At 53.5% G+C, this 16,791-nt stretch carries 21 protein-coding genes; 9 read left to right on the plus strand and 12 right to left on the minus strand.

Annotation, left to right across the window (positions count from 1 at the left end; genetic code table 11):
• Positions 1-13 precede the first annotated feature (13 nt).
• The 6 genes from Q4551_RS05975 to Q4551_RS06000 form a co-directional block, all read right to left on the minus strand.
• Complete coding sequence (locus Q4551_RS05975; RefSeq protein WP_303432492.1) at positions 14-1,189, minus strand: glycosyltransferase family 1 protein; 1,176 nt, start codon at positions 1,187-1,189, stop codon at positions 14-16.
• A 414-nt stretch (positions 1,190-1,603) separates the two neighbouring features.
• Entirely contained in the window at positions 1,604-2,326 is a 723-nt protein-coding gene (locus Q4551_RS05980; protein ID WP_303432493.1) for a helix-turn-helix domain-containing protein, read from the minus strand.
• A 450-nt stretch (positions 2,327-2,776) separates the two neighbouring features.
• Positions 2,777-3,211 carry a CBS domain-containing protein gene (locus tag Q4551_RS05985; protein ID WP_303432494.1) on the minus strand — a complete coding sequence of 145 codons (435 nt, stop codon included), beginning with the start codon at positions 3,209-3,211 and terminating at the stop codon, positions 2,777-2,779.
• A gap of 81 nt (positions 3,212-3,292) precedes the next feature.
• Positions 3,293-3,541 (minus strand): DUF4404 family protein, encoded by a 249-nt coding sequence (locus Q4551_RS05990; protein WP_303432495.1) that lies wholly within the window; start codon positions 3,539-3,541, stop codon positions 3,293-3,295.
• Positions 3,542-3,975: 434 nt separating this feature from the next.
• The gene (locus Q4551_RS05995) at positions 3,976-4,344 is read right to left on the minus strand and encodes a hypothetical protein (RefSeq protein WP_303432496.1); all 369 of its coding nucleotides are present in this window, start codon (positions 4,342-4,344) and stop codon (positions 3,976-3,978) included.
• Between the two features lie 266 nt (positions 4,345-4,610).
• Entirely contained in the window at positions 4,611-4,811 is a 201-nt protein-coding gene (locus tag Q4551_RS06000; protein WP_303432497.1) for a DUF2788 domain-containing protein, read from the minus strand.
• Positions 4,812-4,898: 87 nt separating this feature from the next.
• Between Q4551_RS06000 and Q4551_RS06005 the strand changes: the two genes are divergently transcribed.
• The 4 genes from Q4551_RS06005 (at position 4,899) to Q4551_RS06020 (ending at position 8,184) form a co-directional block, all read left to right on the plus strand.
• On the plus strand, positions 4,899-6,083 hold the full coding sequence (locus Q4551_RS06005; protein WP_303432499.1) for an NAD(P)/FAD-dependent oxidoreductase: 1,185 nt from the start codon (positions 4,899-4,901) through the stop codon (positions 6,081-6,083).
• Positions 6,080-6,280, plus strand: coding sequence for a hypothetical protein (locus Q4551_RS06010; protein WP_303432500.1), 201 nt, complete (start codon positions 6,080-6,082; stop codon positions 6,278-6,280). The genes Q4551_RS06005 and Q4551_RS06010 overlap by 4 nt, the downstream gene beginning before the upstream one ends.
• A 166-nt stretch (positions 6,281-6,446) precedes the next feature.
• Positions 6,447-7,649 carry a glycosyltransferase family 1 protein gene (locus Q4551_RS06015; protein ID WP_303432501.1) on the plus strand — a complete coding sequence of 401 codons (1,203 nt, stop codon included), beginning with the start codon at positions 6,447-6,449 and terminating at the stop codon, positions 7,647-7,649.
• A gap of 34 nt (positions 7,650-7,683) precedes the next feature.
• Positions 7,684-8,184: a phosphatase PAP2 family protein gene (locus Q4551_RS06020; protein ID WP_303432502.1), complete on the plus strand. Its 501-nt coding sequence runs from the start codon at positions 7,684-7,686 to the stop codon at positions 8,182-8,184.
• Between the two features lie 41 nt (positions 8,185-8,225).
• Here the strand turns inward: Q4551_RS06020 and dinB are convergent, their stop codons facing one another.
• The gene (gene dinB, locus Q4551_RS06025) at positions 8,226-9,269 is read right to left on the minus strand and encodes a DNA polymerase IV (RefSeq protein WP_303432503.1); all 1,044 of its coding nucleotides are present in this window, start codon (positions 9,267-9,269) and stop codon (positions 8,226-8,228) included.
• Between the two features lie 168 nt (positions 9,270-9,437).
• Here dinB and Q4551_RS06030 point away from each other — a divergent pair, with 168 nt between their 5' ends.
• The 4 genes from Q4551_RS06030 to minE are packed head-to-tail and all read left to right on the plus strand — an operon-like array spanning position 9,438 to position 11,612.
• Positions 9,438-9,788, plus strand: coding sequence for a HopJ type III effector protein (locus tag Q4551_RS06030; protein WP_303432505.1), 351 nt, complete (start codon positions 9,438-9,440; stop codon positions 9,786-9,788).
• Position 9,789: 1 nt separating this feature from the next.
• Positions 9,790-10,530, plus strand: coding sequence for a septum site-determining protein MinC (gene minC, locus Q4551_RS06035; RefSeq protein ID WP_303432506.1), 741 nt, complete (start codon positions 9,790-9,792; stop codon positions 10,528-10,530).
• 22 nt (positions 10,531-10,552) lie between these two features.
• Positions 10,553-11,359 (plus strand): septum site-determining protein MinD, encoded by an 807-nt coding sequence (gene minD / locus Q4551_RS06040; protein WP_303432507.1) that lies wholly within the window; start codon positions 10,553-10,555, stop codon positions 11,357-11,359.
• A gap of 1 nt (position 11,360) precedes the next feature.
• Positions 11,361-11,612 (plus strand): cell division topological specificity factor MinE, encoded by a 252-nt coding sequence (minE, locus tag Q4551_RS06045; protein WP_303432508.1) that lies wholly within the window; start codon positions 11,361-11,363, stop codon positions 11,610-11,612.
• A gap of 105 nt (positions 11,613-11,717) precedes the next feature.
• Here the strand turns inward: minE and Q4551_RS06050 are convergent, their stop codons facing one another.
• Both Q4551_RS06050 and Q4551_RS06055 read right to left on the minus strand, forming a co-directional pair.
• Positions 11,718-12,836: a peptidase M42 gene (locus Q4551_RS06050; RefSeq protein WP_303432509.1), complete on the minus strand. Its 1,119-nt coding sequence runs from the start codon at positions 12,834-12,836 to the stop codon at positions 11,718-11,720.
• A 94-nt stretch (positions 12,837-12,930) separates the two neighbouring features.
• Entirely contained in the window at positions 12,931-13,107 is a 177-nt protein-coding gene (locus Q4551_RS06055) for a hypothetical protein (RefSeq protein WP_303432510.1), read from the minus strand.
• 207 nt (positions 13,108-13,314) lie between these two features.
• Here Q4551_RS06055 and Q4551_RS06060 point away from each other — a divergent pair, with 207 nt between their 5' ends.
• Complete coding sequence (locus Q4551_RS06060) at positions 13,315-13,956, plus strand: 2OG-Fe(II) oxygenase (protein ID WP_303432511.1); 642 nt, start codon at positions 13,315-13,317, stop codon at positions 13,954-13,956.
• Between the two features lie 108 nt (positions 13,957-14,064).
• On the opposite strand, the gene Q4551_RS06065 is transcribed toward Q4551_RS06060, so the two are convergent.
• The 3 genes from Q4551_RS06065 to Q4551_RS06075 form a co-directional block, all read right to left on the minus strand.
• The gene (locus Q4551_RS06065; RefSeq protein WP_303432513.1) at positions 14,065-15,045 is read right to left on the minus strand and encodes an MDR family oxidoreductase; all 981 of its coding nucleotides are present in this window, start codon (positions 15,043-15,045) and stop codon (positions 14,065-14,067) included.
• A 164-nt stretch (positions 15,046-15,209) separates the two neighbouring features.
• Positions 15,210-15,881: a TetR/AcrR family transcriptional regulator gene (locus Q4551_RS06070; RefSeq protein ID WP_303432514.1), complete on the minus strand. Its 672-nt coding sequence runs from the start codon at positions 15,879-15,881 to the stop codon at positions 15,210-15,212.
• Between the two features lie 115 nt (positions 15,882-15,996).
• A complete protein-coding gene (locus Q4551_RS06075) occupies positions 15,997-16,791 on the minus strand; it encodes a hypothetical protein (protein ID WP_303432516.1) in 795 nt (264 codons plus the stop codon).

Raw genomic sequence — 16,791 nt, forward strand, 5'->3', positions numbered from 1 at the left:
TTTACTGCAACGCTCATACCATTGTTTTGTATTTTGTTTCGATTTGAACAATCGGCTGATCCAACTCACGATCTATATAACGGCTAAACTGACCAGCCACACACTCCCAGCTTAGCTGTTCTGCCGTCACTCGTGCCGCCTTGCCCTGCTCAACCAGATCACTCTCCAATAATGCCTCGGCGGCAGAGACAAACATCCGCTCGGCAATATCCGGCTTCTCTTCAACCGGAGCCAACGAACCGTTAACACCGGACTGAATATGCATATGGGCAGCTGCCATATCAAATGCAGCCACTGGCAAGCCACTGGCCATGGCCTCCAGCGTTACCAGACCAAACGTCTCCGTGACACTGGGAAAGACAAACAGATCAGCGGAAGCAAAATGCCGGGCCAGTGCCTCGCCCGTTTGCACGCCGGCAAAAATCACATCGGGATGGCTGGCCTGAATATCACCACGCATCGGGCCATCCCCCACCATCACCAGTTTCAGATCTGGTCGGGTCACCCGTAACTGGTCATAAGCCGCAATGGCGAGCGGGATATTTTTCTCTGCCGCAATACGTCCGACATACAGCATCACCCGGTCACTGTCCTTGACCTGCCAGGACTGCCTGAGACTGATACTACGCCGCCGCGGATGGAACAGATGACAATTGACCCCGTGAGGCAATACCTGAACGTTATGAAAGCTGGATTTACATAAAAACCCGGCGACTTCTTCGGAAGGAACCAGGGTTCCGGCGGTACGGTTATGGAAGCGGCGCAGCCAGTTCAGCGTCAGGGTTCGAATCCAGCCCAAGCCATAATAACTACTGTAACGATGAAAGTTGGTATGAAACGCACTCAACACCGGAATGCCGCGCTCGGTGGCCAAATTCAATGCCGAGTTGCCCAGCGGGCCTTCGGTGGCAATAAAGACAAATTCCGGCTGAAAGCGATCCCAGGCCGCCCGAATATCTCCCCGGGCTGGCCAGCCAATCTGTAAATCCGGGTACATTGGAATGGTCAAACCACGGCACCAGACTTCTTCCACTTCTGGACGCCATGTCGAGCGCGGCCGAGTACGAATCAGCTGTACCTGAAAGTGACGAGGGTCCAGCGCATTAATCAACTGGCGCAGGGAATTAGCGACACCGTTAACATCGGGCACATAGGTTTCGGTAACAATACTGATACGAAGTGGAGCCATACGGGTCTGGCACTCTGGCTAAATTCAACCAGTGTGCCAGCACCACCGTGACACTTTGATGAAGCCAATAAAGCCCCATATCACTCCACCAAACGTCAGCTCTCCAAACCAGCCCTCCACGTCATCCTCCGGCTCAGAACGCCTGAACAACAGCCTGAAATCAGGGCGACCCAACCGGGAAAGGGAAATGGAAATGGAACTTACCCAAAAGAAGCAATAGTTTATCGAGCAACCAAAAACAGCGAACAGGATAACAAGCCGGATAACAAACGAATGACAGGCGGGTTATGGGTCATGCGGGGAAAAGAGACAGGCTGGTCAGCCAATACGAGCAGACTGCCCGTCGCAGATACCAGTCACCCCAGTATCAACGACGGGCCGGAGACCCGCATACAGAATGGATATAACCAATGCTTAATGAGTGACTTCTGAAGCACTCATCGAGGACGTCGTTTCTTCACTCAGTTTGGACAAGCGATAACGTAATTGCCGTGGCGTCAATCCCAGCACTTTTGCAGCCATGGTCTTGTTGCCGTTGCACTTATCGATGGCTGCGTGAATATCACTCAGTTCATCTTCTTGCACACGCTGGTAAGGACGTGCATACAGAGTCTTGAAATTAGGCACCACTTGTGTTGCCAGAATCTGAGCAATCTGAGCACCAAGGCAGTGCACCAGTTCAAGGCTGACATTGTCCAGTCTTGCACCACGAAGGTCCATCACCAACACAGCCAGTACTGACTGACGCAGCACCAGAGGGACCAACAAGCAACGATCCTGCAAGGTCAGGCCACTGGCTTGGGGGTCAAATCGTTCCGGACGCTCACTGCCATCCTTGATGACCAACCATTCACGTGATTCAAACTGACGGCACAAGGCATGTTGGACAGCAAAGCTGTACACACCATTAGTGACACCAGTGGAACAATATTGGGCTTTAAAGCGGCTTGGGGAGTCAGGTAATGCAATGGATACATTACGCAGTTCCGTGTGTTCAGAAATCAACATCAGCAGGCGTTGGATGCTTTCTTCGTCCTGGTAACGACCTTCAATGATTTCAGTCAGGCCTGTCAGCCAATGGGCGGCAGTGGCAGGTTTGGGCTGGCGATAGTCTTGGATATCAGCGATTTTGTACATGGGCAGATCCTCCTTTACATAGTCTTTCGCAAACTCCGTACCAGCTCTGCCAAACCAACCAATAAATTTTGTCGGCAGGCGCCCGGATCATGGCCAGCGCCCAAAAAATCATCAGAACAGGTCAAAAAAGCACTATTGACTGCCTATACGTACCGTACTACGGGGTTGTGACTGGTTTATCCAGCGTTCTGTCATCACTCTGGAACAGTCAAGGAAGAAAAAAATATTGCCTTTTATCAATAACTGCCCAAGTAAAGCCAGCAATGCTCACAAAAATGCACAAAGAATTATCACAAAGACGACACAGTCGGTGCAAAAGAGTGCAAAGGCAGAATTCAGAGAAACGTTGATGATAAAGACTGGCCGCCGGTCAAACGGATCGAAGACCAGCAGCCGGGCATCCTGTTCCATGCCCTGTCAGCTTTTACCTTGATATACCTTGATGATTATTCAAGCAATGTCAGGATCGTCACTTGGCATATATTCCTTATGCAGCCAGTTGGCGGTAAAGCGGCACACATCATGAGTCGTTAGCAGACCAGCCAGTCTCTCATTACGCATGACAATCACAGCGCTGCTGCCATTGTCTGCCATATAAGCCAGCACGACATCCAGACGCGTGTGCAGATCAACCCGGGCCACGCGTCGTTGACACATATCACCGACCACCAGCTCCTGGCTATCATCCAGATTGTGTCCAGGCTGCTGCGCCAACTTGATATCGTCAGCCCCTAACAACCCGATCACCTCATCACCATCCATCACCGGCAGATGATGACACTGATGTTGTGCCATCAAGTCTGCGGCTTCTGTTAACCGTGTATTTTCACCAATATGCAGAGGGAATGCTGTCATTACTTCAGCGAGCGTTGGCATGTGTCTCATACAACGAGTCTCCGATATTATTATTGCGGTAACGATCTGAACAACAAGACTGGGCGCTGACAACAGTCACCCACCCTTCAATCAAACGCCGATGCGACCCAGGGTATCCACGATTTGTCGCAAAATCTCAGACAGTGCCGGATGATCCTGATCGAAGCGAATGGCGTACTCTTGCAAGCCTTCCACGACATCACCGCTGTCAGTCAGCTCCATCACTTCAATATCTTCCGCAACTTTTCTCATCAATCCTGCGGTTTCTTCATCCAGCTTCGGGTTGGCCTGCAACTCTTCATGCAATTGCTGAAGCTGTTCCTTTAGTTGATTTTCCATACACACCTCTCTTTTCTACAGTCTGCGAGACAAAACACATTGCCTGATACTACAGAGGACATCCATTTAATCCTGCACGGCTCTGCGCGAGTGTTGCCGTTGTTCAGGGCAAGACGACGAATGCAGCGAAATGACGAGTCCTTTTCAAATTCGTCAACACCGCACTGGACGGCGGCAACCCGCGCCCTTCGGGGGCTGCCGGATTAAATAGATGCCCCTTACAGGCATTGTGCATCAGGATACCTGATCAACAGCTGATCTTGCGCACGATTGTACAAACCCGGCCGGATTAGAGGTCTGTTAGAGAGCTGGAAGAACATCCGAATGGCTGACTATATAGCGATAGCACGGGATAGCGAGAAGGTTTGTGAGGATACAGCGCCAGCAACCATCAGGCTGCAGGCGGCGTGTATAGCAACAAGGTGATCATCCGATCAATAAGTAGCCTGGCAGAAAATGGGCATTCCACAGGACTGGGCGAGACGCTTGAAAGCAGGGAAATTGGCATAATCACCAATATACAACAGTGGGTTACGTGACAAATCCAGCCGTTGCAATTGCGGCAAAATCCGTCCCAGCACATTCAGCAACATGCTGTGACTACCCGCAAGCGGCACCCACACTTCCTGTTGCCCGGCAATACGGGATAAAAATCCAAGTAACAAATTGGAATTTTCATCCATGCTGGAACGTGTATCGGTATACACCAGGTTCAGCCACTGACCTTTGGGCAGATGATAAAAATTTGCCATATGTACGGCCGTTGGCAGCAGGTTTTCTGCCAGCAGATGTATTTTGGCCATCGTTTCCTCGTCAGATACGTCCCCGCTATTATGTCGGGCAGGTACCTGAACCAGCTTCACACTCCATCCTCGAGATGTGATGAATTCCTCTGGAATCCGGGCAAACATAATGTCCTCTGGCTTGCCCAGCCTTTGTGCAGCTTCCATTTCTCCTCCGTTTAACACAGCCAGCTGACCGGGTCAGCGATTCGCTACAATAAGTTCAGTCAGAACTACTGCATATGCAATGCCAACAATGGAAAAATGATATTCAGAGGCAATCAGGCCTAGAAGTTAAGCACTTCGACCAGCACCGTCTTGATAATAAATCCAAGCATGCCCAGCCCCAGTGCAAAGAACAGCACACCCATCCCAAATTTGCCCGCATTTGAGCGTTTTGCCAGGTCATAGATGATAAACATCATGAAGCCAATCAAAATGGCAATGCCGATTGCCATCCCTGCATTCTCAACGTGACTGATATTCATCAGTGTTACCTTCTCCGCAGCTATGGTAAAAATCGGGGGGCACATTTTAGCAACCGCCAGACTCTCAGTACAGGTACTGCCGATCCAATGACTCCAGACTTCGATATATGCATTATTGGCGCAGGTGTGATCGGTCTGGCACTGGCCAGACAATTGTCCCGGCGTTACTCCGTCTTGATACTGGAGCAAGCCGACCTGATTGGCAGTGAAACCAGTAGCCGCAACAGCGAAGTGATTCATGCCGGCCTGTATTACCCGCCAGGCTCCCTGAAAGAAACCCTGTGTCTGCGCGGACGCGCCCTGACCTATCAATTCTGTCAGCAGTTCGACATTCCCCATCAGAAAATCGGCAAGCTGATTGTCAGTCCAACCAATGACCACCCGGAACTGCAGCGACTGGAACACACAGCCCAGCGCCTTGCCATTCCATTACAACGTTTGGACCGCCACCAGCTACATCAAATGGAACCGGACGTTGCCGCTGCGGCTGCGCTCTGGTCACCGGAAACCGGGATCATCGACAGTCACCGGTTTATGCAAGCCTTGCAGCACCAGGCTGAGCAAGCCGGTGCGCTGTTGGTCTGCCGCAGCCAAATGACATCCGCACACAACCACGGTGATGACTGGGCCGTTACTATCAACACCTCCGATGGCCCGACCACCATTCATTGCCAGACACTGATTAACGCCGCCGGATTAGAGGCGATTGCGCTGATGGCCACGATAGATGCTGGTACCAATACCGCAGATACAAATAGTGATGCCCGTCTCCATAACGGAAGCCAGACTGCCGAACGCAATAACACGCCGCCGGTACTGTTTCCGGCCCGTGGACATTACTTCAGCTACCAGGGCAAAAGCCCATTCCGGCATCTGGTTTATCCTTTGCCTGAGCCTGGCCTCGCCGGCCTCGGTGTTCATGCCACCCTGGATCTGGCCGGACAACTGCGCTTTGGCCCGGATGTCGAATATCTTGATCCGCAAGCAGCCTCCAGTCCTGAGCGCTACCATGTCAGTGAGCATTTACGTCGCCCCTTTGCCGCCGCCATACGCCGCTACTGGCCCGCACTGGATGAAAACCAGCTACAGGCCGCATACGCGGGTATTCGCCCCAAGCTGAGTGCCCCAGGCAACACCGCGGCCGACTTTGTTTTTCAGCGAAGTGGCCCCGCCACATCACCCGCCTGGCATCTGTTGGGGATAGAGAGTCCGGGGCTGACCTCGGCATTAGCCATCGCCGAGCATGTCGAACAATTACTGGAAACAAGATGAGTACCATATTGCCCGCAGAGACGGAAATTCCTGTCACCTGTGATGAATGTAATACCGACACTCCCATCGCACTGGTCGAACTCAGATCACTGGCGCTGATCACCTGCCAACACTGTGGCAACCAACGCCAATTCACCCAGGCAGAACTGGACGTCATGCGCCTGGTACTGGTCCAGGCCGGTTACCGTTTTTTGTGATAGATTTTTTTGCGACAAACAAGGCTTGATGGTTCAGCCCAGACCCGATTCTTCCCGCCACCCCCTTCTGCAAGCACCGCCTTCACCCGAATGTCACGGAGCTGAAAAAGAACTGTCACACAGTCCCCCCAAAGTAAAGAGTCATATGTAGCGAACTAATGGCACCATGACTGCACCTATTCAACGCGTCACCATTGTGACTGAAACATTTGCTCCGGAGATCAATGGCGTTGCACATACTCTGTCGCAACTGGTTGAAGGCATGCGTGCACGTGGTATCCAGGTGCAGATCATCCGTCCTCGGCAATACCGTCATGAACAACCGGTCAACACTCATGACCTGCACACAACCTTGCTGCCCGGTATGCCATTACCCGGCTATAAAGAGCTCAAGTTTGGCGTTCCCCTGATTGGCCGTATTTCTTCCGCCCTGAAGGATTTTGCCCCCAATGTGATTTATGTGGCCACCGAAGGCCCGATGGGCTGGGCCGCCGTGCGAGCAGCCCATAAAACCGGAGTGGCTGTCATTAGCGGCTTCCACACCAATTTTCATCAGTACATCGAGCACTACCGCCTGGCTGGACTGGAAAAACTGGCCTATCGTTATCTGCGTTACTTTCATAATCTGACCGCGACCACGCTGGTTCCTACCCGCAGCCAACGGGATGAACTGGACGCCCATGGCTTCCACAACGTGCGGGTATTATCTCGTGGCGTCGACAGCCAGAAGTTTAATCCTTGCCATCGCAGCGCTGCCCTGCGACGCTCCTGGGGAGTGGGTGAACAGGATCTGGTGCTACTTTACGTCGGCCGCATCGCCGGTGAAAAAAACATGGACCTGGCACTGGCGGCCTATCGTCGCCTGCTCAACAGCGATGAGCAGGTACGTATGGTACTGGTTGGCGATGGCCCTGAATTACAGAGCATCCGCGCCCAGTACCCGGAAATTATCTGCTGTGGCATGCGTCGCGGCGATGACCTGGCAACACACTATGCCAGTGGCGATATCTTTCTGTTCCCGAGCAAAACCGATACGTTCGGCAACGTTGTTACCGAAGCCATGGCCAGCGGTCTGGCCGTGGTCAGCTTTGATTATGCCGCCGGACATGAACATATCACCTCCAGCCTGACCGGCATGCTCGCGCCATTTGGTGAAGATGAAACCTATATCCAGCAAGTCGAGATTCTTTCCGACAGTCCGAATTTACTGCAAAAAATTCGTCAGCAAGCTCGCTCACGTGCAGAAACAATTTCATGGAATAGCATTGTGGACGAGTTTATCCAGCGCCTTAACAGCGCCAATACCAAGGTAACCCCTAATGGCAATCGCAAAACAGTTACAGCCAAAGACAGCGCTACTGTTCAGTAAAGCCGATCATCTAGAGCTGAGCCTGTGTCAGCTTATGAACAGAATGGGATACAACCGCAGCGTACGGCTGTTTTTCAAAGGCATCAGTCGCGCCGGTGACGGTGTATTCTGGTACTCACTCGGACTGTTATTGCCTCTGCTGTTCGGTATCGAAGGACTGGCCGTCCTGGGCCATATAGCCATCACCGGCTTGTTGTGTGTTGGCGTCTACAGTCAGCTGAAAAACCGCCTGGTACGCCAGCGGCCGTTTATTTCGTTTGATGCCATTCAGGCCCATACCGCCCCGCTGGACCTGTACAGCTTTCCCTCAGGTCACACCATGAATGCCGTAAACTTCGCGGTATTACTCTGCTTTTTCTTCCCGGTACTGTTCTGGATGGTCGCGCCGTTTGCCTTGTTGGTGGCACTGTCCCGGGTGATTCTGGGGATGCACTACCCGACCGACGTATTGGTGGGTGCTTCTCTCGGCATGTCGATCAGTTATGGCTCGCTCGCCATTTGGCCTGCTGGAATGTTTGCTTTTATTATTTACTGAAAACCGATCAGACAGGCTGCCTGAACCGGCAACAGCCAGCCCTAGAACAAACGCCCCTGGGCCGGATCACCCCCACAATACCGGGCACCAATACCCAACAGGCGTACCCGCTTGTCCTGTCGACGCATGGCGCTGGCAATCAGCGCAGCAAACCCTTTCAGATCGGCTGCCATATCGTTATCAGCCATGGTGGTCTGGGTAAAATCAGCAAACTTGACCTTCACAAACGGTGCCAGCTCGTCGGCCTGCCAACCGGCATTTGCCACTCGTTGCTGCCAGCGCTGCCACAAATCCGGCAACTGCTGTAAACATTCTGCCTCACTGGTCAAATCGTAATGGAACGTCTGCTCCACACTGACCGTCTTGCGTTCTCGCACTTCCCGCAAAGGCCGGTGATCAATACCGCGACAACGTTCGTACAGCACCGCCCCCATACGACCATAACGATGAATCAGATGCGCCATCGACAGCCCCTGCAAATCGACACAGACAGACAAACCATCCGCCGCCAGTCGCTCGCTCAGTTTCGGCCCCACACCAGGAATTTTCCGCACCGGTAATGACTCGACAAACGCCGCCACCTCAGTGTTGGCAATCTGCCAGATACCGTCTGGCTTATTATAATCACTGGCAATTTTGGCCAGATACTTGTTAGGCGCAATACCTGCCGACACCGTCACACCCACCTGACACGCCACTTCGTAACGAATCGCCTCAGCAACTCCACGCGCATCGTCAGCCGCCGTCAATTCAAGATAAGCCTCATCGATAGAGACCTGCTCAAACACTCGCGCATACGGTCGCATAATGGCCATAATCTGCTGCGATGCCTGCCGATAACGCGGCATATCCGTCGGTAACAACACCAGTTCCGGACACAAACGAAACGCATGGGCAGACGCCATGGCCGATCGAACCCCATAGCGCCTTGCATTATAATTACAGGTTGAAATCACACCGCGTCTGGCAGGGTCACCCCCTACCGCCAACGGCCGGTCGCGCAGATGGGGCTGATCGCGCATTTCGATAGCGGCAAAAAAACAATCACAATCGATATGCAGTATCTGACGTGGAGACATTTCCATAGCACAACCCCTAAACTGTACATACATACAGTATCAAATACAGGTCATCAGGGGAATACTTCAATCGTAGCGCTAACCAGGCCATAAATCAGGGGACGAGCCAGTCAGCAGCGTGGCGAACAGCGTCAACCGGTGTTAGCCTGACAGGGTTAAAAAAAGGAACCTAAAGTGAACAACGATAACCAGGCAACAGAAATATTTTTAACCCGGATAGAGAATAATGACCATCCGTTCTCTGAAACTCTGGACTATATTGACAAGCACTATGTTTTTTCCGCCTCCGCCTTTACCAACGGAGCGCTGGACAACAGCAGCGACCAAAACCAGGGATCATGCCGGGTACTGGCATTGGCCAGCCTGCTGAAGCTGACCACCGAACAGACATTACGCTGTTTTGGTGAGCATTATCGTGATGTTCTGGCCAGCCCGGACGGCAACAGCCACCAGAACATCCGCCAGTTACAACATCATGGTATGGAAGCCGTTCGCTTTGAACACTTCCCGTTGAGAACAAAATAGTATGACTGCGCCTGTTCTGGATATGAAAACCGGGATGACGCCACTGACCACGCTGACATTTCACAGCACCGAGCCAGACGTCATCAGTGCCGACTTGCAACGCCGGCGATCAGAAGCTCCGGCCTTGTTCCAGGGGCTTCCTTGTCTGATCTCCTTACAGGAGCTGGACCCGGAACACACCAGTCTGGCCAGTCTTACCACATTACTGCGCCAACATGGACTTGTTCCTGTAGGTGTACGCTACAGCTCGGAAGCCTGGCAAGCGGCCTGCAAAGCCTTGTGCCTGGCAGATTTTGGCCACTCATCGGTCAAAACCGTGCGGCAAAAACCAGCGGCAGTGCCAGCAGAGGCGGAACAAGCCGTCAGTGAGCAGAAAACCCGCGGCCTGGGACTGGAAGCACAGTCAATCCCCGCCCGAGCGATTAAAGTGCACAACAGCAATGTCCGCTCCGGTCAGCAGCTTTATTTTGATGGCGACCTGATCGTAATGGGTACCATCAGCCCCGGTGCAGAAGTACTGGCAACCGGTGATATACAGATTATGGGCAGGTTGCGCGGCAAGGCACTGGCAGGCGTCAAGGGTAATCCGGACGCAATGATCAGCTGTTTACAATTTGATGCCCAGCTGGTCGCTATTGCTGGTCAGTACCAATTATTTGAAGACGATCACCCCTTAAAAAACAGCAGCGTGCTGGTCCGGCTGGTTGATGACCACTTAACCCTCACCGGCTCGGATAAATAACCAAATTGGCAGGATGAATACCGTGGCAAAAATAATCGTGGTGACCTCCGGAAAAGGCGGAGTAGGAAAGACAACCACCAGCGCTGCGTTTGCAGCAGCATTGGCCATGCAGAACCACAAAACCGTTGTGATCGATTTTGATGTGGGCCTGCGTAATCTCGATCTGGTCATGGGCTGTGAGCGCCGGGTTGTGTACGACTTTGTTAACCTGATCCAGGGTGAATCCACCTTGTCCCAAACCCTGATCAAAGACAAGCGACTCGACAATCTTTACGTGCTGCCCGCCTCACAAACCAGAGACAAGGATGCACTGAGTCTGGAAGGCGTCGAACGAGTGCTCAATGAGCTGGCAGAAACCTTTGAATTTATTATCTGTGACTCACCTGCCGGAATCGAGCACGGAGCCCAGATGGCGCTCTATTTTGCGGAGGAAGCCATTATTGTCACCAACCCGGAAGTCTCTTCAGTACGGGATTCGGATCGCATTATTGGTATTCTGCAAAGCAAGTCCCGTGTCGCCGCACAAGGCGGCTCAGTCAAGGAACACTTGCTGCTGACCCGTTACAACCCGGAGCGGGTTGAGCGTGGAGAAATGCTCTCCGTCACCGATGTCGAAGACATCCTCGCCATCCCGTTACTGGGAGTGATCCCAGAGTCTGAAGCCGTGCTCAAAGCTTCCAACCAGGGCGTGCCGGTTGTGCACGACAGCGACAGCGATGCCGGTCAGGCCTATGCCGACTCCGTTGCCCGCTACCTCGGCGAAGATCGCCCACACCGTTTTCTTGAAAAGCAGAAAAAAGGCTTCCTGAAACGGGTTTTTGGAGGTTGATATGAGTTTGTTAAAACGATTCCGAAAAGACGACACCAGCTCCGCATCCGTTGCCAAAGAACGGTTGCGGGTGCTGGTTGCCCACGACCGCTTACGTAACAATGGCCCCGACTACCTGCCCCAGCTGGAACGGGAAATACTGGCGGTGATTCGGAAATACGTCGAGATCGGCGACAAAGACGTCAACGTGCACCTGGAAAACCATGGCCAGACATCCATTCTTGAACTTAATGTCACTCTGCCGGACCGCTAGCCTGGGCTTACGCTGAAACGGGCCTGCCCGGTTTTCCTTTGTTGTCATGGAAAGCCGGTCTGCCACCACTCATTACGCCACTCGTTCCACCATTCACCTTGCCACTCAAGGCAACGACAAACCCGCCAGCTTGCACAACAACCGCACAAACGCCAGGCCACTACCCAGCTCAGCGCTTTCATTCATGGTGTGATACCCCGTCGTTGGAATCTGCAGAGTGGTTCCATCCACCAAGCCTCCAGACGCCGCCACAATACGTCCCATCTCCGTACTGCCCAACGATTTGGGTGCTAACCCGGCCGCAGCCAGCTGGCGATTTTGCTGTTCAATATAGTCATCCTTGAAGCGGTAGCTCAGCCCCAGCTGCTCACAACCCGAGACCAGCGCCTGGGTCAGTTCATGATTAAACCCGGCGTTGGCATCCTTGTGGCGCAACACCAGTTGCTGCTGGCTGGCGGCAGCAATATCCGGGTAAGGGCTGGTATCCACCACCACCAGCTGATTGGTTGTACCACCAAAGCGCCGAAACCATTCGAGCAAATACCGCCAGCTGCGGCCAGCTTCTTCCTGGGCAGTAAAAAATGCCGTGCCACAGAATCCCAGCTCAAACAAATACACCAGCATCGCCGCCGTCAGCACATTATCCAGCTGACCATACAAACGGCCCTGTGCTATCCGTAATCTATCCTGGAACGCAACCGGCGTCCCGGCCACCAGATGCGACATACCATCCAGCTCAAAAATCAGGTTATTACGATAAGGGCAAATATAGGCATTACGAATAGTGCCCTGCCCCCGATACGCTCCCGACCATGGGTCATAAGCGAACACGCCTTCGTTCACAAAGCGGTCAACTATCTGCAACATCAGTTCTTCCGATACCGAATTGCCCAACAGATCCGAACGCCCGCCACAGACAAAAGCCGCGTACTGGAACTCATTCGGGCCAGTGCATATCAGGCCGTGACGATCAATATGAGCCGAGAACATCAGCGAGTCCGGTTTATTGCCCTGGGCGACCAACAAGCCCTCATACCAGGTCACACGAGCGCCGCGGTCTTCCAGCTCCCGTTGTAACACCCGGAAAAACGAGTGCTCAGCCCCCACGACCGACGGGCTGCGAATCAGGCTTTTGATAATATCCAGCAGGGGCGCTGGCAGAGATACTGACGCTGAGGACGCTGCGACAGACGACAGGCCAGTCAGGGAAGCAGGTGAGATCATGGGATATCCTGGCAAAAACAATCAATCAATCAATCAATCAATCAATCAGAAAGCATCATCAACAATGCCGTTCAGAATCGAACGGCATCCCGGACTAATCCGCAAAATCGATATCAAAACCGAGCAGTTCTTCCAGCATCTTGTGCTCTAGAATCGCCTCAGCCCGACGCTTTTTACGTTCGTAATCTTCACTACGATGACGCAAGCGCCGCGGAGGCATATCCTCATCGTTATCGCGATCAATATCAGATTCATGGGTAGACGGGCGCATGGGGACCTCCTTGGGTTAATAACGCGAGACACCGTATCAATTGTGTGGTTTATCCAGAGATGCGAACAATGAAAAGCGAATTTTTGCCATCTTATCGAGAAGAATAATTTGCTGGTGTTTGCCTGGGCACAAGGCCACTATCGGTGCCCCGACCTATTCCTCCTCCGCAGCAACCACTGAGTCCCCTCCTCCATTTTGAATACCCCTTTGTTCCAATATATTGAAGAGCAACTGTTGAGCAATGGCCTGGCGGTCTGCCAACCCTTTGACTTGCAACTGCCACTCACACCGCTGGCCGAACTGTCACAGCAACTGCGCACCCGGGTAATGAACCTGGGCGAACAAAAGCTGCAATTGGCCGGCACCGGGCGCGAACAGGCGCACCAGCTGAATCGCCAGATTCGCCGTGACCGGATTCGTTGGCTGACCCAGGAAAACCCGGCAGAAAAAGCCTGGCTCGACTTTATGGCGCAGCTGCAGCAACACCTCAACCGTACCTTGCTGTTAGGGCTGTTCAGTTATGAATGCCATTTTTCCCATTACCGCCCCGGGGATTTTTATCAGAAGCACAAGGACGCCTTTATTGGCCAGTCCAACCGGGTGCTCAGTACCGTGTTGTATCTCAATCCGGACTGGCAGGCAGACGAAGGCGGGGAATTACTGATTTATGGCGATGAGGAAAATGACACCGTGCGCTCTCGGCTGTTGCCGCAGTTTGGCACTCTGGTGACCTTTTTAAGCGAAGAATTTCCGCACGAAGTACTGGCAGCCAACCGGCACCGTTACAGTATTGCCGGTTGGTTTCGTTTAAACAGCAGTGTCAGTCACCGGGTCGACCCGCCTCGCTAAGCAGCGCAATGGCCAGCCAACGCCGGGGCAACACTCGATACAACACTCGATACAACACTCAAGACAGCACAGAAAATGGCACCGGGGAGATACCCGGGCCAGTCACCATCAGTCCAGTGCAACCACAATCCGGCCTCGCACTTTACCCGCCAGCAAATCGGAGGCTGTCTCGATCACCTGTTCCAGGCCAATTTCCCGTGTAATACCCGCCAGCATCTCAGCATCCACCAGCTCCGCCAGTTGCTTCCAGGCCGCCAAACGATCGGCTTTTGGCCGCATCACACTGTCGACACCAGCCAGAGTGATCCCCCGCAAAATAAAGGGCATCACCGTCGCAGGCAGGTCTGCACCCTGAGCCAGGCCACACGCCGCCACGGTACCGCCATAACGAGTGCCAGCCAGTACATTCGCCAGGGTATGACTGCCTACCGAATCCACCGCCCCGGCCCATTGTTCTTTCTGCAACGGTTTGCCCGGCTCTGAGAGCAACCGACGCTCAATAATATCGGCAGCGCCCAATTGTTTCAGATAATCCGCTTCCTCTGGACGGCCGGTCGAAACAATCACCCGATACCCCAGACGCGACAACAAACCAATGGCAAAACTGCCTACACCGCCATTGGCACCGGTAACCAGAATATCCCCTTGATCCGGTGTCACGCCGTTACGTTGCAAAGCCTGCACACACAACATGGCGGTATAACCCGCAGTACCAATCGACATTGCCTGCTGACCCGACAAGCCCTCTGGCAGAGGAATCAGCCAGTCGCTGTTCAGTCGTGCTCGCTGCGCCAGACCACCACTGTGCACTTCCCCGACCCCAAAGCCGTTTAACAGCACCGTATCACCGACAGCAAAAGCCTCGCTGCTGCAGGATTCCACCGTGCCGACCAGGTCGATACCGGGAGTCAAAGGAAAACGGCGCACGACCGGAGCCTTGCCCGTAAGCGCCAGGCCATCTTTGTAGTTAAGCGTGGAATAATGCACTTTGACCGTTACATCCCCTTCGGGTAATGCACTGTCGTCCAGTTGTGTCAGCTCGGCACGATAGCCTTGGTCGTCCTTATTGATCTGGATTGCCTTGAACATCAGAGTCTCCGTCCGGCGCTGCCGGTGTGTTTGGTTAATTTAGACCGATCGTCTTTTAATAGTGATAAAAAATACCAGCGCTTGCCCAGCAACTCCCTGAGCAAGGATGGTTGATATCGCCCTCGCCAACCGGCAAGCGACGATCGTTATCGTGGTGGTTTGCCTCAAGCATCCACCGCTGGCCTGCGAATCGACCACAGAAACCAGTCTCGAAAAAAACGCAGCGGCCGGGTGCTGCCTTCCAGCCGGGCACGCATTACCGCACCTTCCCAACCAACCCAGAAAACATGGGCCAGCATCACACAATCCGCGTCGGCCGCAATCAGCTGGGCTTGCTGCGCCCGTTGCAGACATTGCTGTAACTGCTGCTCCCAACCCGCCAGAATATTCTGCAGCGGTTGGCGCAGACTGTCGGGCAGCTGACCTACTTCCTGCCCCAAGTTGCCAACCAGACAGCCATTACGATACTGATGCCGCTCCATCCAGCTCATGGCACCATCGGTAAAGTCTTCCAGTTGCTGTAATGGCGTCAGGGCATCGTTGTTAAAACTGCGTGCCAGCACCCGGTCAAAATACTGCCCGTAACTCTCAACCACCGCCGCCACATAGGCTTCTTTACTGGCAAAAAAATGGTAGAAAGAACCTTTTGGCACTCCGACCCGTTTTAATACCTGATCGATACCGGTGGCCGTAAAGCCCTGCTCGGTCAGTACGTCTACGCCGCTGCGCACCAATAAGGCGCGGGTCTCGCTGACGCTGCGGCCATCTTTGGGTGGTCGACCACGACGGCGAGAAGCTGGAGAGGGTGAGGAATCGGGTGTCTTGATAATGTTCATGCCCAATATTAGACCGATCGTCTTATTAATGGCAAGACCCCAGCTGAAATAAACATCCAGACCTCAAACTCCAGCTTCCCAAACTCCAGCTTCCCGGACCCAAGACCCCGGAATGTCAGGGCCTCTGTAACTCAATCAGCTCAAACGTCAGACTGCCACCCTGAAACATCTCAAGGTCCATTGGTTCTTCACGCTGCAGACGTATCAGGCCAACACCGGGGGCATACCATTCAGACTGCACCACCTCAACCTCCTGATAACCCAGCCGCGGGTCAGCGTACAACCCAATCCGGCCGCGCCCCTCAATCCGGATACAATGCTGGAACTCCCCTGCCGGAGTACTCAGTACCAGGCCGGTTTCGGCCACTTCGTAAGTCATAACAAATTCATTATTGCCTTGACTCCAGGCCACATGGCTTTGGGTGCTGTGCAGCACATACGGTCGGGTGGTCTGATTCCAGCTGATGCCCTGCTCCAGTTCATCCGGAGGTGGCATCACCAGCACCGGCTCGGCATCAAGACGAGGTTTTTTTTCAATCAGGGTACGCTTGCCCACACGATAGGTTCCGCTGAGATCCCGCAACAGATAATAATCCGTACCGTCACTGGTATGACGAACCACCATCTGTGGAGTAGCCATCACCTCTGCCAGCTCAACCGGGGTATCGATACGCCGGGTTGTCACCTCAAAGCGATGGACACTGCGTTGCTGCTGGCGCGCTTCGGTCACTTGATAGTGCCAGTGCCAGCCGGGCTGCAACGGGTAATAGTCATCACTGGCCGGAGCCTGGCCGCACCCCGCCAGCAGCGCAGTTATCAGCCCGGGCAACAAGACCGGCAATCGCCCGGGCCCAACATCAGGAGCCGATCCATAAAAACACAGATACCGAAACAACCGCAGGCTACGCAT

This window comes from Oceanobacter sp. 5_MG-2023 (assembly GCF_030548165.1).
Lineage (GTDB): Bacteria > Pseudomonadota > Gammaproteobacteria > Pseudomonadales > Oceanobacteraceae > Oceanobacter.